General features: G+C 42.9%; 17 protein-coding genes. 11 read left to right on the forward strand and 6 right to left on the reverse strand.

The annotated features are described in order from the left end of the window. Positions 1-20 precede the first annotated feature (20 nt). The 4 genes from L1286_RS04175 (at position 21) to L1286_RS04190 (ending at position 4,661) form a co-directional block, all read left to right on the forward strand. Positions 21-1,673, forward strand: a complete 1,653-nt coding sequence (locus L1286_RS04175) for a hypothetical protein (RefSeq protein ID WP_235405653.1) — start codon at positions 21-23, stop codon at positions 1,671-1,673. A gap of 283 nt (positions 1,674-1,956) precedes the next feature. Beyond that, a complete protein-coding gene (locus L1286_RS04180; RefSeq protein ID WP_235405654.1) occupies positions 1,957-3,381 on the forward strand; it encodes a linear amide C-N hydrolase in 1,425 nt (474 codons plus the stop codon). 198 nt (positions 3,382-3,579) lie between these two features. Beyond that, positions 3,580-3,858: a peptidylprolyl isomerase PpiC gene (gene ppiC, locus L1286_RS04185; RefSeq protein WP_039612035.1), complete on the forward strand. Its 279-nt coding sequence runs from the start codon at positions 3,580-3,582 to the stop codon at positions 3,856-3,858. Positions 3,859-3,944: 86 nt separating this feature from the next. Then, the gene (locus L1286_RS04190; protein WP_235405655.1) at positions 3,945-4,661 is read left to right on the forward strand and encodes a transposase; all 717 of its coding nucleotides are present in this window, start codon (positions 3,945-3,947) and stop codon (positions 4,659-4,661) included. Positions 4,662-4,721: 60 nt separating this feature from the next. Here L1286_RS04190 and L1286_RS04195 read toward each other — a convergent pair whose 3' ends face one another. The 3 genes from L1286_RS04195 to speD form a co-directional block, all read right to left on the reverse strand. Continuing rightward, positions 4,722-6,515 carry an ABC transporter ATP-binding protein gene (locus tag L1286_RS04195; protein WP_235405656.1) on the reverse strand — a complete coding sequence of 598 codons (1,794 nt, stop codon included), beginning with the start codon at positions 6,513-6,515 and terminating at the stop codon, positions 4,722-4,724. A 142-nt stretch (positions 6,516-6,657) separates the two neighbouring features. Next, positions 6,658-7,614 carry a polyamine aminopropyltransferase gene (speE, locus tag L1286_RS04200; protein WP_235405657.1) on the reverse strand — a complete coding sequence of 319 codons (957 nt, stop codon included), beginning with the start codon at positions 7,612-7,614 and terminating at the stop codon, positions 6,658-6,660. 5 nt (positions 7,615-7,619) lie between these two features. Next, positions 7,620-8,072 (reverse strand): adenosylmethionine decarboxylase, encoded by a 453-nt coding sequence (gene speD, locus L1286_RS04205; protein ID WP_235405658.1) that lies wholly within the window; start codon positions 8,070-8,072, stop codon positions 7,620-7,622. Positions 8,073-8,189: 117 nt separating this feature from the next. Here speD and L1286_RS24090 point away from each other — a divergent pair, with 117 nt between their 5' ends. The 4 genes from L1286_RS24090 (at position 8,190) to L1286_RS04220 (ending at position 12,320) form a co-directional block, all read left to right on the forward strand. After that, positions 8,190-8,312 carry a hypothetical protein gene (locus L1286_RS24090; RefSeq protein ID WP_268831985.1) on the forward strand — a complete coding sequence of 41 codons (123 nt, stop codon included), beginning with the start codon at positions 8,190-8,192 and terminating at the stop codon, positions 8,310-8,312. 244 nt (positions 8,313-8,556) lie between these two features. Next, positions 8,557-8,946 carry a hypothetical protein gene (locus L1286_RS04210; RefSeq protein ID WP_235405659.1) on the forward strand — a complete coding sequence of 130 codons (390 nt, stop codon included), beginning with the start codon at positions 8,557-8,559 and terminating at the stop codon, positions 8,944-8,946. 866 nt (positions 8,947-9,812) lie between these two features. Beyond that, positions 9,813-11,690 (forward strand): S8 family serine peptidase, encoded by a 1,878-nt coding sequence (locus L1286_RS04215; protein ID WP_235405660.1) that lies wholly within the window; start codon positions 9,813-9,815, stop codon positions 11,688-11,690. A 312-nt stretch (positions 11,691-12,002) separates the two neighbouring features. Next, on the forward strand, positions 12,003-12,320 hold the full coding sequence (locus tag L1286_RS04220) for a DUF6172 family protein (RefSeq protein WP_235405661.1): 318 nt from the start codon (positions 12,003-12,005) through the stop codon (positions 12,318-12,320). A 164-nt stretch (positions 12,321-12,484) separates the two neighbouring features. Here L1286_RS04220 and L1286_RS04225 read toward each other — a convergent pair whose 3' ends face one another. Continuing rightward, positions 12,485-13,273 (reverse strand): hypothetical protein, encoded by a 789-nt coding sequence (locus L1286_RS04225; RefSeq protein WP_235405662.1) that lies wholly within the window; start codon positions 13,271-13,273, stop codon positions 12,485-12,487. Positions 13,274-13,516: 243 nt separating this feature from the next. After that, positions 13,517-14,950, reverse strand: coding sequence for a serine hydrolase domain-containing protein (locus tag L1286_RS04230; RefSeq protein ID WP_235405663.1), 1,434 nt, complete (start codon positions 14,948-14,950; stop codon positions 13,517-13,519). A gap of 565 nt (positions 14,951-15,515) precedes the next feature. Between L1286_RS04230 and L1286_RS04235 the strand changes: the two genes are divergently transcribed. From L1286_RS04235 to L1286_RS04245, 3 genes are all read left to right on the forward strand, one after another. Then, positions 15,516-17,573, forward strand: coding sequence for an NHL repeat-containing protein (locus L1286_RS04235; protein WP_235405664.1), 2,058 nt, complete (start codon positions 15,516-15,518; stop codon positions 17,571-17,573). Between the two features lie 66 nt (positions 17,574-17,639). Then, positions 17,640-17,885 carry a hypothetical protein gene (locus L1286_RS04240; protein ID WP_235405665.1) on the forward strand — a complete coding sequence of 82 codons (246 nt, stop codon included), beginning with the start codon at positions 17,640-17,642 and terminating at the stop codon, positions 17,883-17,885. A gap of 13 nt (positions 17,886-17,898) precedes the next feature. Next, a complete protein-coding gene (locus L1286_RS04245) occupies positions 17,899-19,536 on the forward strand; it encodes a methyl-accepting chemotaxis protein (protein WP_235405666.1) in 1,638 nt (545 codons plus the stop codon). 265 nt (positions 19,537-19,801) lie between these two features. On the opposite strand, the gene L1286_RS04250 is transcribed toward L1286_RS04245, so the two are convergent. Beyond that, positions 19,802-20,110: a hypothetical protein gene (locus tag L1286_RS04250; RefSeq protein ID WP_235405667.1), complete on the reverse strand. Its 309-nt coding sequence runs from the start codon at positions 20,108-20,110 to the stop codon at positions 19,802-19,804. Between the last annotated feature and the right edge of the window lie 263 nt (positions 20,111-20,373).

The following is a 20,373-nucleotide window of genomic DNA, read 5'->3' on the forward strand; positions in this document are numbered from 1 at the left end:
CAATTTACAGGATCACAACGATGGCACTAGAAGATTTATTGGTTCGCTGGTATGACGCAAATGGCAAAGCGGCGGCTACAGTTGCAGATATGGATAAAGAAGAGCTGGTTATCGGCTCATTCAAGATCTGGTTGTTGAAAGACATGGCTGTGACGCTATCTGGGCGCAGACACTTTTTTGCATTCCACGTCAGTGAGACCAACGTACTCTCAAGCAGATATTTTTGGGAGTCGAGCAGCGAAGGCTGTTGGCGTGCGGGTACCGGGCACGATGACAATGGTCGATTTAAAAAAGGTCGAGAGAGGGATTTTGGAGGTTACATTTTCGAAACGCAATTGCACCATCTACTCGAAGCCAAGCTCAATAGCAGTTTTGTTGAAAAGAGTCAGGCTGGCGACCTATTCAGTGTTGTCAATAAAATCGGTGATGCGCCTACAAAGCGTTTGGTTGAAGCTTATCTTAAAGAGGGGATTTTCAATATCTACACACCTTTGGTCAGTTATGAGAAAGCCTTGACCAATGTGTTGGCGGCTAGGCTTGATAACATTGACGAAGACTTTGTGAAAGGCCAAATCGGGGCGACAGATTTACAGCGGGAAGTAGAGTCGACAACAACGCCCACCAAGCGCAAACGGCTCAAGCAAGATGATACGTTTTGGCAAGGTTTAAACGAGTGTTTGACCCATCAGGTTGTTAATGGCGATTATCACTATAATTTAAGCACGCTGGGTGATAAACGAGTTAATATAGAAACCTATCAATATCGCGGCGACAAAAATGTCGACATCGAGGTAGCTTATACCCAAGACAATTTTCAACTATCGTTCAAGAGTAAAGATTTGAGTGTTGAAGACTCCATCAATACGTGTATTTGTTGGGTTAAATCCGTACGGATTGCAGACGCCGCGCTAACTAGCTTTGGCAATTATGCGAAATTTCCGATGGATCTTTGCTTTTTACCACAAAAAGCTATGGATTATAACGGACAGGTGGGCCTGACTTCGAAAAATCGTCAGGGACTGAATTATGGCGCTAGCGGCCAATACACCTGCCTCGCTTTGTATGATGAAAAGTATTGCCCATTAATCCAGCAATTTAAACGCGAAAAAAGCTTCTCGCTATTCACTCAAAAAGCGCTCTTGCCTGTGATTAAGGCTTACGCCGACACCTTGACCGCTAGTTTTGACCCAGCAAAAGTCACTCAATTAAAAGAGGCCATTACCGACGGTTGCGATGCATACATTGTTAAAAATGGCCAGATTAAGGGCTCAATATTCCATCGTCACGGCTCCACCGGCGTAAACCGAGCCAACGCTTTCAAAAACAAAATTGAGCGTTGTGTTACTTTGCCAGATATCACGTCAGCCATTGACCAACTGTTTCGCCTTAATCAAGTGGACGGGGCTAACCAAGGAAAAAGTATCAATCATAACCCCAGTTCGTTGATTACCTTCATCTACCAGAAGGTATTTCCATTGCTGGAAACGCCCAGTCTACAGTTGAACGACCCGAGCAATACGGTGATAAAAAAGGTGCTGAGCAAACATTTTATTGGTAGTGCTAACTGTTTGGTGCGACTGGGCGTTGTTGTGGCACTTTACAAATATACCGCAGACACCGCTACCCAAACTGATTTGGGGGTGATCCTCGATGCAATCAAAGGGTCCCTTTAATTGCATCGAGTACAATTTGATGGGGCGCAACCATGGCTTCTGCTTTAACTACTTTGTTTGCCTTTATGTAATTTGTCCACTCAGGGTTTATTAGGAAAGTGTATTACATAATCCAATCTCAATGCTCCTATTCTAAATTTGCTTTTAGTGGGTGAGCGCAGTCAGCATACGTAATAACCTGTAATGGTGATTTATATGGAGGCTGCTAGTTTGATGACTGTTCGTGAACTCAAAATTCACCAATTAAATATGATCATTACTAACTTTAGAAAGGAATTAAAACATGTGCACCGACTTTTCAATCAAAGCATTAACATTAAACCCAGATAAAAGTATTCCTGTGATAGGGCGCTCTATGGAACTAGGTCCTAACTTAAAATCACAGATATTTTTCCGACCTCAAAATTTTGAATATACGCAACTTGCAGGGCACTCATTGGATGTATTGACTGAGGATAAAACCAGAGAACATTTTATCCTACGTTCGGATATTCATAAAATAACTCCTTTACTATTAACGTGGAAGGGTAAGTATAATTTTATAGCGCTAAATGGCTTTGCGACTGAAATAAGTAACGTGCTCGACTTAAAAAACGATTTAAATGCAAATATTGCAACCAATGGAATGAATAGCGAAGGCCTGACAACAGGGGCCATGGTATTGGCGCAATCAAAATACCAGGATCCACTCGATGAGCACAATAAACCCATTGCTTCAAAAGGTGTTATCTATTATCCGAGTTTAACAACATGGATTTTATCCAACTGTGCAACTTGCCAAGATGTCATCGATGGTTTGCAATACGGGCAACTTAAAGTCAATAAACATGGCTCTAAACTGAGAGAGAGCAAGGTCGCAAAGAAAGATAAAATAGTCGTTGCCAATCCTTTTGTACCAAGTTCAGTACCTAGTGCGATGAATTTTCATTTTCCTGTTCACGATGCACTCGGGAACAGCATTGTATTGGAATATGTAGATGGGCAGTTACAAATCACGGATCTAAACCCAATTGGTGTGCTGACTAACGACCCTTTAATTAGTTGGCAGCAAGAAAATGTGGTCAACAACTATGTGAATGTAGTGCCATTTAACTTTCAAAATGATGATGGTTACCCTGATGTCCCGAATGCGGATATTGCTCGTCGCACAGCGTATAAGTTTCATTGTTTTTCTCATGCCCAAGGTACTGGGTTTTCGGGGCTTCCGGGGAGTTCGACACCGGTAGATCGCTTTGTTCGAGCAGCTATGATGAGCAATTTTTCATTCCCGGTTTTTCAACTTTTGGAGCCAAGTGAGGTAGATAATGTTAAGCGATTTAAGAAAAATGCCAGTGACTATGCAAAAGTTTACAATGAAAGGTTACCGATAGAAGCTGATATTGAGGTTGGTATAGCTGATGCGACTACACTGGCCTTTCATATACTGAATACGGTTGATATTCCATTGGGAACAAGTCGCGATTCGCAAGGAAAAAAAGTACATGATTATACACAGTGGGCAACCGTCGCCGATTTGGTCAACAAAACCTTTTCAGTTCGAATGTACCAATCAACACAGGTTTTTGAATTTAATCTAGATCAAATTCATTTTGAGGGCTTAGAATCCTACGTACATTCACTTGATGTAACGATTAAATCTGTAGACTTAACTGATGTAGTTAATCAACATTCTTCGTTTGTAAAACAGTCCCAGCAGCAGACTGTTTAATCGCATGCTTTAATGTGCTAAATCAATCTGGTCAGAATCATTGTGCTTGTCGAATCTGACCGATTTATTTTCTGTATGTGCTCTCAAAGCCAATCCAATACGAACAGTTAGCGTCCAAGTTCTCATCATGCTCACCGTATTGGTGTATTATTGCAGTTATTGAAAACGCAATAATTTAGACAGTGAGCATTGAGTCATATGGCCAGTACAGCACACGCTTTACATATATTGGTAAAGCACAAAGAGCAAGCGGAAGATATTCTTAAGCAGTTAAAGAAAGGCGCTAAGTTTCAAACTTTAGCAAAAAAACATTCGACCTGCCCTTCTGGCAAAAAAGGGGGAGATTTGGGGGAATTTAGACGCGGCACGATGGTTCCTCAATTTGATAAAGTTTGCTTTTCTTGCGAAGTACTCACGCCACAGCTAGTCAAAACAAAATTTGGTTGGCACATTATCAAAGTATTGTACCGCACATAAAATACCAATGGGGTCAGAGTCATTGATCCCAAATCAAAATACTTAGCTATAGTTAACTTACCGAACACTAAAGGATTAGTGATATTATGGCGAGACTGCCGAGATTAAATTTACCCAATATTCCCCAGCATGTTGTTCAACGCGGCAATAACCGACAGGCTACTTTTGTTGAACATGAAGACTTCAGCGTTTATTTAGATAAATTAAAACAGTACGCACTAGAGTATGGCGTGCAGGTCCATGCCTATGTTTTGATGACAAATCACGTGCATTTACTACTTACACCAACCACTACTTCTGGTGTGAGTAAGTTAATGCAATCTTTGGGGCGCTATTACGTGCATTACTTCAACAAAACGTATCAAAGAACAGGCACCTTGTGGGAAGGGCGTTATAAATCAACCTTGGTGGATACCGAACGTTACTTTTTGTTAGTTAGCCGGTATATAGAGCTCAACCCGGTGCGCGCCAATATGGTTGCTCACCCAGTAGAGTATATTTGGTCAAGCTATCAGCATAATGCTGCAGGCAAAGCGATTGAACTTATTACTGAGCATGAGTTATACAAAGCACTCGGTTTAACACCGCAAAGCAGGCAAGCGAACTATCGAGCTTTGTTTAAAATTGCAATCCCAGCAGATACACAGGCCGAAATAAAAAGTGCAACCGACAAAATGTGGGTTCTTGGTAGTGATAGGTTTAAACAACAAGTTGAAGCGTTAGCTGGCCAAAGAGTAACACCAATGCCTCGTGGTGGGGATAGAAAATCTCGTGCTTACAAGAAGCAGAATAGTAATCAATGACTCTGACCCCATTGATTTCAAGAAGGGGGTCAGCAATCAATGACTCTGACCCCATTGATTTTAGGAGGCGGTATCCAGTATTTCACTCGGCTTACCGTCCCGAATGATTTTGCCATCTTTAATTTCAATAATACGATCCATCATGGTGAGGACATCGTAAGAGTGCGCAATAGATATGACGGTTTTGCCTTTTACAAGAGCTTTAAGTGTGGAGACAAACTCCGCTTTTAAAGCAGGATCTAGCGCGCTGGTTGCTTCGTCCAATAAGAGAATTTTCTTATCTCTCAAAATAGCCCTAGCGAAAGCCAGACGCTGACGTTGCCCGCCAGATAACTGTCCACCATTCTCACCGATAAATGCGTTTAAGCCTTGTCGACCTTGGCCGTCAGTGTAGTTTTCTACAAATTCGAGTGCATTGGCTTTTTTCAGGGCGTGTATTACGGACTCTTTACTCACATTATCTAAACCAAATGCGACATTCTCAAAGATACTTTGATTAAATAGGCCTATATCTTGATTTAGAAAGCTGATCTCTCCACACACGCTGTCTGTTGAATAGTCTTCAATGTTTTTGCCATCAATGTAAATGCCGCCTTCCTCAATTTCATCAATACCCGAAAGCATATTGAGTATTGAAGATTTGCCTACACCAGACGGGCCTATAATGCCCACTTTCTCCCCTGACTTTATTTTAAAAGAGAGGTCGCTAAAGAGCGGCGGTTTATTCTCATAAGCAAACTCGACACCTTTAAACGTGATTTTTCCCCGAGTTACACTAAAGTTGCCCGTTTCTTCTGGGGGATCAACATCTTCAAGGAATTCATTGATTAGCTCCCGGCCTACACTCACCTGACCCCAAGACACAAAAAAGGCGTCAAATTCTTCTTGGCACCACTCTGATAGCGTAATGACCCGATAGACTAAAGCCAACACCATAGAAAATTCACCAATGGAAATATGGTGATTGAGCCATAACTGCAAACAGAGGGCACCCGTGCCAACAATTAAACATCCATTGAGCAAGCCAACCACGGATGCAAAACTGGAAAAAACACGAAACTCTTTAGCTACGACTCTGCGGTGCCGAGTAGCCCATTTTTGTGCGAATTTTTGCTCGTAAGCCTGATTAGACAACATTTTTACGGTGCGAATACGCGCGAAACGTTCGGTAAACTTACCTGTGATCTCCGCACAACTTTGTGCTTCTAATCGATTTGTGGTGTTGGCTTTGGGGATCCACTGATAGATCAGCAGCGCTAAAAATAGGCCAGTCCAAACGATAAAAGGAAGGGTTAGGACACCATTAATATGACCTACATATACAAGCAATCCCCCCAGAAAAGCGACTAAGAAACCAGCAACACCACAAAACTGTAATACCACATCAATGATGGCTTCAGAGGTATCGACAATCACAATTGCGGTAGAGCCCGGATCGTCTTCCTCGTGATAGCTTGCGGGGGAGCCAATTAAGGTTTGGTAGAGTTTAATGATGGTGTTTTTTTGTAGATTTGGCCCGAGTAATTGATGAAAAGTGAGGTTTTTTAACAGCGTAATTGCGGGAATAATGAAGGCGATGATGATGGCGACAATCGCTAATTCATCGCCTTTTTCATTTAGCTGTGCTTGGTTGCTCGTGGTATCGAGCCAATCGATTAACTCACCCAAAAAATCGAAGGTCGCAATTTGTAAAATGCCACTCAGTAAAGCAATGGTGAATGCGATAATTATCCAACCTGAAAACTCTTTTGAGCACTGGCGAATAAAAGGCAGGTTATGTTTAGCCTCACTTAAGTGATGATCCAATGTCTCTTTGTGGCCAATTTTCTCAAATAGCTTAAATAATGATTTCATCGCGCTGTATCGTATTTGGGTGTATCAAACGCGTTCAAGTTAAAGTAACTGAGCGCTTTATAAACTAAGCCACTGACATAGAAATAGACTGCGTGCCAGTGGCTTTGACTTTAATGTTCATGCCTAAAATGAAGTGTGGGTACTAATCTTCGCAGCCGTTAGACGTTTCTGGTGTGTAGTCATCCCAATCGCCCGCTTCAGGCATGGATAGCTCATCCACGTTTTCACATTTTATGGCCTGATTAACGTAGGCACGCATATCTTTTGATAAGAAGAAGGAGCCAAAATGTGCTTCTGGTGAATAGTATTTGGTTTGAATATCTGCCTTATCGAAACGTGATTCAAGCTCTTCAAGGGTCAGTGTGTTGATGGTACCGTGCCGGGTTGCCCAAATAAACGCATGTGAGCCACCAAAATAGTCAAAACAGCCACCTAGGTAGATGCCCGCAGGGTTATTGAATGCCTGTGTCAAACGAGACACCATCGGTTGCATCATATAGGGTTCGAAATAGGGTGTCCCACCTTGTGCAACTAAAATGCCATCCGCCTTTAGTGCGGTTAAGCAATTTCCAAAAAAAGATTGGGTGAAAAGTGTTTCTGATGCGCCGCCATCTGGATCTGCTGCGTCGAGAATGATTAAATCAAAACAATCTTGGTATTGAGAAATAATCTCAGCGCCATCGCCAATACGTAGCACAAACCTTGGATCATCAAACGCACCGTTATTTATTTCTGGTAAATATTTGCGACTTAAATGAATAATTTGTTCGTCAATGTCGACCATGACGACGTTTTCTACACTACGGTGTTTTAACACTTCACGGGCACTGCCACCATCGCCCCCGCCAACAATGAGTACGTTCTTAATATTGCCATGAAATAGAATGGGAACATGTGCCATCATTTCGTGATAGATATGCTCACCTTTTGTGGTGACTTGAATACCATCATCTATGCGCATTACTTTACCGAGGTGGCGGGTCTCAAAAATGCTGACATCTTGAAATTCAGTCTCTACTTCTGCCAAATCTTGCTCTGAACGAAGTGCAACGTGAACGCCGCTTGTCATTTGTTCATAATGCCATTTGATTTTAGTCATGTGCGTTAATACTCCGTTTGTTGTGCGGTTTTTAGGGTTGATTGCAGCTGGTTGTGCATAAGCGGTCGAAATTCGCCTAAGCGATTAACCGACCCTCCTCTTGTGAGGTCATTGACGACTATTTTGCTCGGTTGAAAGCACTTTTCGATCACCGGCAAGCAACGCTGAGGCTGTGCATCACCACACATAAAAATGTCCATCGCGGCAAAGTTGTACTCTGGCCATGTATGAATAGAAATGTGGCTTTCGGCCAGAATAATCATGCCAGAGACACCGCCATTTGTTTCAAATGGGTGTATATGGGTTTTTAAAATGGTTGCGTTTGCAGCGTGAGCACAGTTGATCATCATATCTTCGATGTGCTTCTCTCCAATTAGGTTTGAAGCATCGAAAATATCGACAATTATATGTTGCCCCAAAGGGTGCACTAACTGTGGCTCTGAAGAGGTTATCGTCATTGTTTTGCTCAGTGTTCTGCTTTAAAGGTACTTTGTAGAGGAAGCGATAGATTAATAACGCCTCACTCGAGATACGCAGATATTCCAGCATTGAAATGTGCAGCGAATGTGGAACCAATGGCGTCAGTGTCCTTGTTGCTTTTTGTCAGTGATGACGGATGGCAATCTCATGATGGTTACTTAGAGAGTATGGTCGTGAGCGAGTGGGTAGAATACATTGCCATTTTTTTTGCTAAGTGATAATTGCAATAATTTGATTTGTTTTCTTATTGGGGGCCGTCTTTCTAAGAGTATGTTATTTTTTAATGTTGATATCCGTATAATGTGATTTTATTTTAAAATTTATTTTTTTTGTTTTATTTTTAAATGTTGTATTAATAAATTAATGTTGGTATGTTTTTTAGGGTTGAGGGGCGATTAATGTAGGTTATCTTGTTTTTCAAGGTTTATTAATTTATTAACTGTGTATAAGGAATAATATACAATGAATATTTTGAAAAGTGCATTAGGCGTATCTGTTTTAGCTCTGGGTTTGTCGGCAAACTTAGCGACTGCCGCACAGGTAACAATCACTGAGCAAAATTATGGCGGTGGTGTCATCATAGAAAGAGCTGATGTGATTTTAGATCACAGTCAAGGTGGGACTTTTACGTTGACGGTGAGCGAAAATCATTTGTCAATCAACGCAACTGACAGCAATGGTCGCAGATTTAGATGCAGTATGAATGGTATTGTGTCTTACGACCCCCAAAACTTGCTAGAAAAGGTCACGAATATTGCTTCGACGATCTCTGAAAATGACAGAGTACAAATTGAAGTTCAAAAAGGCGCTTTACCTCAAAAGTGCCATATCAAAAAGCTGTTGAGCTTCTAAGCTCATTTTGAATCATAATCAAACGGGTCAGAGTCGTTGATTTTGACCCTTTTCTCACTATTTCGTAGATGCAGTATCCATTTGTAGGGGGAGTGAATGTTCACTGACATCAGCAAAAGAGCTGTTCACCTCGAATCAAAGGGGGCAGAGTTGTTGAATTCAACCCAATTCCCACTGTTGCTTAAATACGGTGTCTAGTGACTGTTGAAATCAAATAACCAAAAGGGTCAGAGTCGTTGATTCTGACCCTTTTTCCACTTTTGCTTAGATGCGGTGTCTATTGACAGGTTAAGTCAATGCTCACTGACACCGAAAAAAGACCTGCTCACCTCGAATCAAAGGGGTCAGAGTCAATGAATTCACCCATTTCCACTGTTGCTTAAATACGTTGCCTAATGACTGTTGAAATCAATGGCCACTGACGCACACTCTCCTCGGTTGAATAGAGTAGAAGTGACTTATCTAAATTACATGCTTTATATTTTGGTTATAAAATTCGATTTGTTGATATGTATATTCTGTTTTTATCAACTTGGTAAAAATCTATTTTTTAAGTGGGTGGATGTGTTTTTTTATATTTAATTGGCTTTTGTTGGGCTTGTTTGTGTTAGTAAATGTGTTTTGAATTTTAGTGTGCCTAGTTTTTGGGGTGTAAGTGAGTAAGGTGATTTTTTATCCTCTTTTTATTTAATTTCATCTCTTGTATTAATATTTTTCATTTTTATTTTAGGTGGCTGATTTATATGGTTAATTATATAAATTATGGATTTATTAATGAGGGTGAAAAAGGTGTTGGTTTATTTTTATTGGCAGTATAAAAAACAGTCTGCTAGTAATAAGTTGAACCCACAAAAGGAACTTGGTTTATGAGAATCCAAAAAACACATCTCGCAGGTTTAATATCTATGGTACTCTGCTCCAGTGTCTTTGCTACCACTGATAGGGGCTATGAACACCGCTGGCTTGACCCCAATGGTGACCCTATGTTGGAGTTACAGTGGAATCTACTTAATGCAGGTGTTTTACACAATACGCAATCGGGCATTGATTTAAATTTATGGCAAACACACCTTTGGGGTCACAAAGGTCAGGATGTACTAGTTGCTGTAATCGATACCGGTGTTGATTTGAGCCATGAAGATTTAGCCGCCAATACACTTAAAGATCCACTCATTGACGCACAGCCCGCCTCATCTTTCGACAACCACCGCACCATGGTGGCTGGGATCATCGCGGCAGCACAAAATAATATTGGCGTTCGAGGCGTTGCGCCACTCGCTAAAGTGACTTCATTCACAAACTTTGGTGGTACTTTTGAGGATCACGAGCAGTGGAAGATCAGTCATGGATTTGATGGTAACCCCTTTGATAACTCAACCGCAGACAAAATTCGTATTTTCAATAAAAGCTATGGTATGAATCCCGCGGTCAGTTTGCCTTACACTTTTTCGAAGATGATTAAAGATGCGCAGGGCAAAGACGTTGTGTTGTTCAGTATACCGGAGCAGGAAAAAATTTATGAAGCGGTCTCATTGTCTACAGAGTTGGATCCACGTACGGCAGTGTATGTGCAGGCTGCGGGAAATTCTTATCGAGACTCTCGCATTCATTATTTCACTGAGCAAGAGATCTCATTTTTAGGTTTTAGTTTACCATTTGGAAACAACCATGGTTTGCCTTGGTCGAATGGAAATTCGTTATACACTCCCGCGAACTTTTGGAACTTAACAGTCAGTGCGCTCAGTGCAGACGGGGTTCTATCAAACTACTCTACGGTCGGCAGTAATGTCTTTCTCACCGCCCCAGGCGGCAATGACAGGGGGACTCCTGGGCATGCTACCACCCGAATATCATGTACTTGGGTCATAGAAAATATCGACCCCAATGTTGATTGCAGCGAACACAATGATTTTACAGTATATATGAGCGGTACCTCATCGGCAGCACCGAATACGTCAGGTGCTATCGCATTGCTTTTGTCTGCCGCTGAGCAGCAAAAACATGATTTGACACCACGGGACATTCGTCATTTACTTGCTCGGACAGCCACAAAGGTCGACCCAACACGTGCGGATATCAAAGTGAATGGAATAACAGGGTTAGAAGGTTGGTCGACGAATGCTGCGGGTCATATGTTTTCTCCGTATTATGGGTTTGGTTTACTTGATGTGGACAAAGCGACAGAGTTAGTGAGGCGTTATGCGATTGAGGACTTGCCATCAGAGCTTGTAAAAACGCCTTGGTATGGCCTAAATATGCCCATAAATGCAACGATACATGATGATGCGACGCGCACAACGTCGGCAACTATTCGCATTGAAGATGACTTATTTATTGAGGGTGTACAGATCCGCCTCAATGCAAAGCATGAACGTATGTCAGATTTAAAGGTGGAACTAGAATCTCCAAATGGTACGCGGAGTATTCTGATGTCGCCTTTTAACAACTTAGTGGGGCAGCATCTTGATATTCCCGCACAGTCTCCCGGAAGCGCAGAAGGTTACAATGATCATCTGATGCTCAGTTATAAGTTTTGGGATGAAAAAGCCAATGCTAAAACGGGTGAATGGAAAATACATATTACGGATATGAGTCGTGAACAGTTGCTATTTGGTTTTTACGATATCGTGCACGGTGGTCAAGTTCAACGGGTAGAAAATAACACCAAGCCAGGTACTTTAGACAGTTGGTCGATACGCATTTTAGGTCACAAACATAAAGTAACCAAGAAAAAAGCACTTTAACTCCTGTCATCAATCAAAGGGGTCCAATCAAAAGGGTCAGAGTCGATGGTTCTGGCTTTTTTACTCCTTTCTTCTCTTTACGGTGGCTCGCGCTGTCTACCGTAACCTCAATAGCACTGTCATTGAGATAAACGTATCGGCTATTACGGTAATTTTCTCACCTTTGTTGGTGCTGGTGGCCTCATTTTGGCGTAAACTAAGCGTGTTATATTTTTTATGTCTATTTGAGTTCGAAGTTCGCACTTTATAGATACACATCGTTTACTCAGCCAGCGGATGGTAGGCTTGAGTATCCCTTTTTTGAAGGCAACTATGAAAAAAACATTTGAGTTAACTCACCCAAAAATTAAATTAGCAAGGCGTGTTGATGCGGTTAAGCATGAAATAAAAAAGTACTTGAGACGTGAACGTAACAAGACCTTACCTACAGGCGCTGATTTTTGGGACTTTGACTGTAAGTTTGGTAATACAGAAGCGGAAGCTCAACCTGTGCATGTGTCACAACTTAATAAATTGATTGACCAAACTCAACTTGAAAACCGTACGTCATTTTATGTCGAAATTTTAGCTAAAGAAGGGTTTAGGCAAGCACGTACTGACGCCGAGGATGCGTTTGACGACGAAGAGTAGCGAGTAGTTGGGGGAGCGTTGTCGAACGCTACCCAATGTGATCATCAAGAACCAATGACTCTGACCCCATTGGTTTCACGACGAAAAATCGCGAGTGGTTGGGGAGCGTTGTCGAGCGCTACCCCATGTGACCATCACGAATCAATGACTCTGACCCCATTGATTTAATTGACCGCTTGTGGCGACTTCGCAGCGGTTGCTAACCTATCTTCTAGACGCTCTAACTGTTCTGCAAGCGCGCTTTGTGTGATTTCCAATTGAGCAAGTGTGCCGCCTATCTCAACTTGCTTGGCGTCTCTGCCGCGTGATTGAGATTTCAATTGATCTAAATCGCTACTGATGGACGATAGCTGACCTCTAAGCGCATCAGCTGTTTGCTGTCGTTCTTCTAGAAGTGACAGCTTGAAAGCCAAGTCGGTTTGACTCTGTGACAGTGAGGCCACTTTTGTAGCGACATTTGATTGGGTGTTAGCGTGTTTATCTTGGCTGTTGGCAATACGGGTAGTTTGCTCTTTCAGCTGTTTTATTTCAGACTGATTTCTTCGCCATGCAGATGCCCATAGTTTATCCATTTGCGACCAAAGTTCGTCAGTACGCTCGGTCAATGCCACGAGTTTTACTTGGATTGCACCTGCCGATTCACCCATTTCTTCACCGGTTGCAGAGAGTGTGTGCTCAAGTTCTGCAATGCGTTTAGTCGATTCGAACAATTGTGCCTGAATGGCCTGATTTTGTTGATAAAGTCCATATGAACCAATGGCTAAGGCAATGATGGCGGCAGCACCTAACCAGGACATCCCCCCCGACTTCTTTGCGGGTGAGGTTGCCTGATCTGGGCCACTACTTGGCAAAGGAGCTGGTTTGCTCGCCGAATTGAGGGACTGTTTATAGGTTTCAACCTGATCTAAGTCGGGCGTAATACTGGGTAATTCAGGTTCAATTCTTTTATCCAACGCGCTTTCCTCGTTTGGGGTTATATGGAATGGGGCAGCTTACTTGAAAACAGCCATGGATGGAATCAACAAATGACGAGCGCCAGTGTCAAAAACGTTTTATAAAATGGGCTTGCTCGCTATATTTCTACCGAATAAGGGGTTAACCATAGCTGTTGTGTACAGTAGCTTTATCATCGATTATTGAACAATTGCATAAGGTTAACGCTTTATATGTGCTTGCAAAAATCGACTTGTATAGTGTTACAATCGTTTATTGAGTCTAAATCGGCCAGACCATAAAATGGCTGTCACCTTGCCTTGAGGGTTGGTCTCAATATTCACTTTGACCCCAGTACTTGTAGATATTAACGTGTCTGGAGCCTCGGCAATAAACTTAAACTGTCCACCTTCAAATAGGTTATGTATTTCAAACTCATCCCCTTGTTTAACTATACGCATTCTCTTTGAAGTGTCTTTTTCCCATGCATACTCGCCAACAAGATCTGCACGTTTGGCATTGTCCATAGCATAAGGCGTTACTTCAATATGGGCGGACAGATCCCAGTTAAAATGCGCACTTATTGCATTTTGAAGCTGGCCAACAACTGGACGAGCAGAATCACCATTGGTCATAATAACCATGCCATCAGCTTTATCTACATAGGCATGAAACCGGTTGCTAAAGCCTGCACTTTTACCAGAGTGATGAAAGACCAATCCTTGTTTTTCATTTTTTAGCATCGGGCCAAGGCCCATGCCTCCCAAGTGTAAAGAGAGCATGTTCTCCACCAACTTGGGGGTAATCGGGCCCGTTGTTGTGCCTTTCTTCGCTTTTTGTACGGCAATGATATATTTAGCTAAATCAAGGGGGGTTGTCCATAATCCAGCGGCCGATTGTTTGGGGTAGTTGCGCCAATCTCCCTGTATTTGATTGCCCTGAGCATCGAATGCGGCGCTAGCCTGTTGCCATAGTGCCTTAGGTAACGGCTGTGCAAAGGTACTCTGATTCATGCTAAGAGGTTCTAAAATCGTTTTATCAACATACTCAGAGAAAGTGCGACCGGTAATATCCTCAATGAGTACGTCAAGAATAGCGTAGCCATCGGTTGAATATCGAAACTGTGATCCGGCTTTAAAATTGGCAGCCACTTTATTGGTATTGCCTTCACCATTTAACGATGCCACATCTGAGGGAATTGGTGCGCCGCGTAGATATCCGGGAGAGGGCTGGTGCGCCAGTCCCGATGAATGGGTGAGTAGATGTCGTAATGTGACAATACCAAATTCACTGCTTGGCATTTTCCATGATTTTAGATAGGTGTTTATGTCAGTGTCTAAGTTAACTTTGCCCTGCTCAGCAAGGTTAAGCACGGCTAATGCCGCAATAGGTTTACTGATTGAGGCGGCCTGAAATAAAGTGTCTGTGGTCACCGGGCGGCCAGTCTTTTTATTGGCTACACCATAGCCTTTAGCCCAGACTACTTCAGCGTTTTTTATCACTGCGACACTTAAACCGGGTAGGTTGAATGTTGCCATCGCAGCGTCAACGGTGTGCGGCTTATACTGCTCTCCGGTGATACGCACTTGGGGTAAAAGCGTCGAGTGTATCTTTTCAATATCATGGGGAAGTGCGAGCACAGCGTTAGAGAAGAAAGCCATTGCGCACAGTGCCGTTGTAGAGAAAAAGTGTGTCATGAGAACATCCAATGTTTTTGATGATACTAAAATGCTAAGGCCAGATTTATTTAATGATTTATTGTAACAATATGTTTTTGATGATGTTTGTAACATGGCGTTTTACGAAAAACAACTTGATTGCACATCACCATGGAGGAGCGATTAAGTTGAAATATGGGGTCTACTACGTCGCGTAATACGCGAGTATGGAGCCTTAAGATAATAACGACACAGTCAAAAAGCGAGAGATGGCCGTCAACCTGAAAAAAGCTAATAATTAAACCTTGCAATGTACCGAACAATCAAACTGTTTCCACGCTGTCATATATCTTAAAAACGCTATGCTAGAGCCCGTTCCAACTGTGTTTACTGATCTCAATTTGAGGTGAGCAAGGTAAATACAAATGTGAATTTTTTAATAAATGCGGGTTTTTCAATATTCCATACTGGCGAGTCATTTTCTTCCTGCTACTTTTTTGTATGAAACCGCATTAATGAAATGATTATTAGTTACATCACCAAGGATCTGTCCGTTGTATCGGCAGAAGCTTGACTAAACGGACTCTTTTACAGGCTAGGTACTATGGGGATCTCATACCACAGTTATATTGGTAAGACAGTTGATCAATTACCAGCATTACCGTGCTCGACAAGTGGGCACTTATCTCTTAACACACCGGTTGGTAGTTGTGTCGACAACTATGGCCGGATTTGGCTCGCTGATACTGCACATAACCGCATTTTGGTATTTGATGCCGCAATGGGTCAGATACTGGCATGTTTTGGCACTGTAGGCGCCTTGCCCGGGCAATTTAACATGCCATTTAGATTACTTGCGCACCCTGAAAAAAACAGGGTCTATGTGACAGACATCGGTAATTGCAGAGTGCATATACTGGAATACACCGAGCAGTTAGATATTCAATCCATTAAAGTGTTTGGTGATGAGCCTGAAGTGGCGCTAAAAGGCCCCAACGGTATCGTGATATACAATGGTAAAGTGTGTGTGGCCGATGAATTTTATGAAGGGCCTAGTAGTCAATCTCGATTGGTCATTTTTAGTGAAGAGGGCAAATTTGAACGAGCCATTGAGGAAATCATCCCAGATAACGAGGGGGATCCTGTACATTTGCTGTGGCCGCAGGGACTGAGCTTAGACAATAGTGGCAATATTTATATCGCAAATACGGGATTTGCGACCGTTGTGCGCTGCGATTGGCAAGGGAGAGGCATCACGTTTAAAGCGTCTGGCAAATGTTACATTGACGGGTTGGCACTTTCTCGCGGTGTGTCTGTTATTCAAAATCGAATATTAATCCCAGGTGGGGAGGCAAATGCGATTGCTGTCTATGATCTACAGGGTCAATTTATGGGGCGTTTAGAGGGTTTTTTTGCCCCAGTTCAAGTGACCGCCGCGAGCGAACCAAACACCTTACTTATTACGGAGCCTTTTTTGGCGTCTTTGCAAAAGCACACGGTGAATTTGTCGACCCTCAAAGGGGGCAAATCACGTGCGACTAAGGTGCTAAAAGCGGTGGGAGATGAACGTGATAACCCTGGGCAACTGCACTTTGTGACATCCGTTGTGGGAGATGTGACGAATACTCAGTCAGGTTATTCAAGCAATGCCCCGATATTCGAACATTGGGTTGATCATCAACTTGCACTACAAGAGCAGCTATTTAAGGTGATGCAACCACCAGGTTTGCCCTCTTGGTTAAGTATTGCGTTGTCAGCGCAAACCGAGTGGGTGCAAAGGTGGCAGCAAACGATGGTGCGTATTTTTTTGAATGATAAATTTGATGATCCTGAAGACTTACTCTGGATGATGGACTCAGGTAATTACCAACTACAGGCCAGTGAAGATGGGAAAAGTGACTCAGCTAGGCCTATAAGCTTACCAATGTTACCAGGATCTTTAGGGATTGCGGCGTTAACGCCTGCAAACTCGCTACCGGGTCAACTGGACCCCCAAGTGCCTCTGTTGGTGGTTAGCAACTACCTCAGTGGCATTGTCACTGTTTTACAGTACAACGATACGCTGGGAGAGATGGTGCCATACACTGTTTTTGGCGGACTGGGGACCAGTGATGAGCAACTCAATAAGCCCCAAGGAATTGCCGTTGACCCCACAAACAACGATATTTTAATTGCTGACTCAGGCAATAATCGAATTTGCCGCTGGCGCCTCTCTGAAGCTGGGAGACCATTTTTAGTCCACACATTTGGCCGATTAGGGTCTGAACATGGCGAGTTTCATACGCCTTCAGATATTACCGTTGATGCACGAGGAACCTGCTTTATTACCGACCAAAATAACAATCGTATAGAGGTCTACGACCAATTAGGCCAGTGGGTGCGAAGTATTGGGCAAGAAGGGTATGGTACCGATAGTAGTAACTTCTTATTGCCAACCAGTATTGACCATGAAAATGGGTATTTATTCGTTTCTGATCTCGTGAATCGTGCCATTAAAGTATTCACCTGTTCAGGCGAGTACCTGGAGTCGTTTAGTGGTTTTGGTGCAGATACAGAGCAAGGTCAACTTTGGCTGCCTTACCTGCTACACGTTAAAAATAGTAAGGTTTATTTACCAGACTGTGCACTAAACAGAGTCAATATTTATCAATTTAATATTTAACAAGGACTGTGCATGGGAGGGCTTTGGAGTTAGCCACAGCGTGCACAGACGACGCCAGGGGGGGTTATGGAAAGTGTATTTAAACGTGCTCAGGGAAAAAAACTGTCGCATCGTAAAACACAGCAAGAGAAGGGGGTTTGCCAAAAATCTGAAGCGGATGCTAAGCAGTTATTGCAGCAATTTCAGACGGTGATCCAACATGTTGAAAATAACACCAAGGATGAAAGCACGTGTCGAGAAGCGTTGCGTGGTCTCTACACCAGCCATGAATCTTGTTTTTCATCTCAAAAAGTGACAGAACCGCACGAGTAGCTAGGAGGCTAATATGAACTATTCATTTCATCATGCGCCAATAAGCGCACGTGCTTGGATGATAGTGGTGCTATTTGCCATCGGGTTGTTTGCCAATTCTTTGCTCGATGCACACAACACCAACAAGCATATGCGAGCCAATTATGAGTATGGTGTACAGCTCATCATTGAGAGTGCGCTCGGCGTTATCAACCATTATTACGCGCAAAGTGCCAGTGGGGCACTCAGTGAAGAAGAAGCTAAACGCCTCGCGTTGGTGTCTATTTCGGCCATGCGTTTTGATAATGGGAATTATATTTTTGTTTCGGATAAGAATGGGATCCAGTTGGCATCGGGGTTAAAGCACCTGCTGGGAACTAACATTCTTCCGCTCAAAGACGGCAACGGTAAGCTATTTGTGGAGGAGCTATATGCGACAGGTAAAAGTGGCGGTGGGTTTGTGGAGTACTTATGGAAGACCTCGCCAGATGCCACAGAGCTTACGCCCAAAACCAGTTACGCTGACTATTTTCATCCGTGGGATTGGATGATTGGGACAGGGATCAACATCACGGCTTTGGAAGAAGATATTGAGCAATCTCAGATGATTTCTCTGATGAACGTGGTGATGGTCTTAGCGGTGTTATCTACCTTGGTGATTTACTTTATTAGAAGCATTACTAAGCCAATCAAAAATACGGTATCAGCGATGCGAGATTTGGCCAGCGGTGAAGGAGATTTAACACAGCGTTTAAAAGAAGAGGGCAGTAAAGAGCTAATTGATTTAGCTCAGTATTTCAACCGCTTTGTGGGCTCGATTCAAGATATTATGCTCAGTGTCAGCGCTGCGGGCACACAGTTGTCCGACTCAGCCAATCGCCTCACTTCTTCTGTGTCAAGTGTGGATATGAACTTAAATCAACAAAGAAATGACACTGAGGAGCTCGCAGGGGCGATGAATGAGATGCTCAGCGCAGTGACCGAAGTGTCAGGGAGAACCGTTGATGCCTCCGAATTTAGTGTAAAAGCCGCCAAGCAAACTGAACAAAGTCTTGAGATTATTGAGTGCAACATTCAAAAGTCACAGCTGTTAGCGCAAGATATTGGTGAGGCAAGCGAAGTCATTGCGCAATTGGCATCGGATAGCCGAAATGTTGATACTGTACTGGAGGTGATCCGAGGCATCGCTGAGCAAACCAACTTGTTGGCACTGAATGCAGCCATTGAGGCCGCTCGGGCTGGAGAGGCAGGTCGAGGCTTTGCTGTGGTTGCTGATGAAGTACGTACTTTATCACTGCGCACGCAAGAATCTACCATTGAAATCCAAACCATCATTGAGAAGCTGCAAGCAGGGGCTGAGCAGGCGGTAGAGGTGATGAGCAAAGGTGCAGAAAAAGCATCTAACACGTCAGAAATATCCTCATCTGCTGGTGAAGCATTGAATGAAATTGCGCAGGAAGTTCACGCTATTCAAGGGATGAATCAGCAGATCTCCGCAGCCACTGAACAGCAAACCATGACGGTGAATGGCATTAATCAAAATGTGGCGAACCTGAATGATGGCTCTTCGTCACTGGCGAATGAGTCAACCTTGATGGCTACGGCCAGTGAGGAGTTAAGTCAGGTCTCTGACAATATGATGAAGATGATCAATCGGTTTAAGTTGGCTTGATTTGCGTTGGCAATGTCTCGCAAAAGTACATTGAGTAACGCACGGTGCTAGCCATACTCAATGTGCTGAATACGATCGAAAAGGCTGTGCAATCACATGCTCATAATTCAGAGGAGAATAGTTCTATCGCTTTGTGTAGCTTGCATGTATTGCTGAGAGGTGACAGCAGAAGCTGAATTCAAACGACACCACTGAAATTGGGGTAACTTGTTAGCGGCTTTGTTGGGGTCACTTCATGATAGTTGAGGTGACCTCGTTACTACATTCAGTCTTCAGGCCCTTTCATGGTGAACACCAAGTGCTTGCGCATATCTTTTAAAATCACCCCTTTTTTGACCATGGCTGCGCTTAAACGTTTTTGCCATTTGAGGAGATCAGGTTTGGCAGCCTCTAATGCTTGCTCGCTTTCAAATTGAAAGCAAAGCAGCAAAGAGCTTGGAAATAAATGAAATTCCATATCAAACCAACATTGCAACATGCCTGGTATTTCTTCGCGCGCTTGGGCTTCGAGTTTATCTGCGACGTCAAGTACAAGTGTTTGTTGTTTTTCTTGTACTTTTGAGAGTTTTTTCATGATGGGCTCCAATTCTCAGGCTTTACATCTAACCTGTTAGGTAGAGTATAACCAAGCCCGCTGCGTGCTAACAACTTGAATGACTTAGTGACAGTGCACTTTTTAATGCGTTGAATTGGTATTTTACTAGCCAATAAATCATCACTTCAATAACTCTAGAATATATCTCATTCCCAATCATTCTTTTCCATTGGGCAATAATTTATTACTGTGCACAGTAGATAAAAATTCGACTTATCTTCGTAGTTAAATTTTCTCCCTTA

It is taken from the genome of Pseudoalteromonas sp. SMS1, from assembly GCF_021530565.1.
Lineage (GTDB): Bacteria > Pseudomonadota > Gammaproteobacteria > Enterobacterales > Alteromonadaceae > Pseudoalteromonas.

Coding starts and splice junctions, on each gene's coding strand:
- L1286_RS04250 (WP_235405667.1), bottom strand. CDS start 20,110: ATGAAAAAACTCTCAAAAGTACAAGAAAAACAACAAACACTTGTACTT.
- ppiC (WP_039612035.1), top strand. CDS start 3,580: ATGGCCAGTACAGCACACGCTTTACATATATTGGTAAAGCACAAAGAG.
- L1286_RS04230 (WP_235405663.1), bottom strand. CDS start 14,950: ATGACACACTTTTTCTCTACAACGGCACTGTGCGCAATGGCTTTCTTC.
- L1286_RS04245 (WP_235405666.1), top strand. CDS start 17,899: ATGAACTATTCATTTCATCATGCGCCAATAAGCGCACGTGCTTGGATG.
- L1286_RS04175 (WP_235405653.1), top strand. CDS start 21: ATGGCACTAGAAGATTTATTGGTTCGCTGGTATGACGCAAATGGCAAA.
- L1286_RS04235 (WP_235405664.1), top strand. CDS start 15,516: ATGGGGATCTCATACCACAGTTATATTGGTAAGACAGTTGATCAATTA.
- L1286_RS04215 (WP_235405660.1), top strand. CDS start 9,813: ATGAGAATCCAAAAAACACATCTCGCAGGTTTAATATCTATGGTACTC.
- L1286_RS04240 (WP_235405665.1), top strand. CDS start 17,640: ATGGAAAGTGTATTTAAACGTGCTCAGGGAAAAAAACTGTCGCATCGT.
- L1286_RS04195 (WP_235405656.1), bottom strand. CDS start 6,515: ATGAAATCATTATTTAAGCTATTTGAGAAAATTGGCCACAAAGAGACA.
- L1286_RS04190 (WP_235405655.1), top strand. CDS start 3,945: ATGGCGAGACTGCCGAGATTAAATTTACCCAATATTCCCCAGCATGTT.
- L1286_RS04180 (WP_235405654.1), top strand. CDS start 1,957: ATGTGCACCGACTTTTCAATCAAAGCATTAACATTAAACCCAGATAAA.
- speE (WP_235405657.1), bottom strand. CDS start 7,614: ATGACTAAAATCAAATGGCATTATGAACAAATGACAAGCGGCGTTCAC.
- speD (WP_235405658.1), bottom strand. CDS start 8,072: ATGACGATAACCTCTTCAGAGCCACAGTTAGTGCACCCTTTGGGGCAA.
- L1286_RS04210 (WP_235405659.1), top strand. CDS start 8,557: ATGAATATTTTGAAAAGTGCATTAGGCGTATCTGTTTTAGCTCTGGGT.
- L1286_RS04220 (WP_235405661.1), top strand. CDS start 12,003: ATGAAAAAAACATTTGAGTTAACTCACCCAAAAATTAAATTAGCAAGG.
- L1286_RS24090 (WP_268831985.1), top strand. CDS start 8,190: ATGGCGTCAGTGTCCTTGTTGCTTTTTGTCAGTGATGACGGATGGCAA.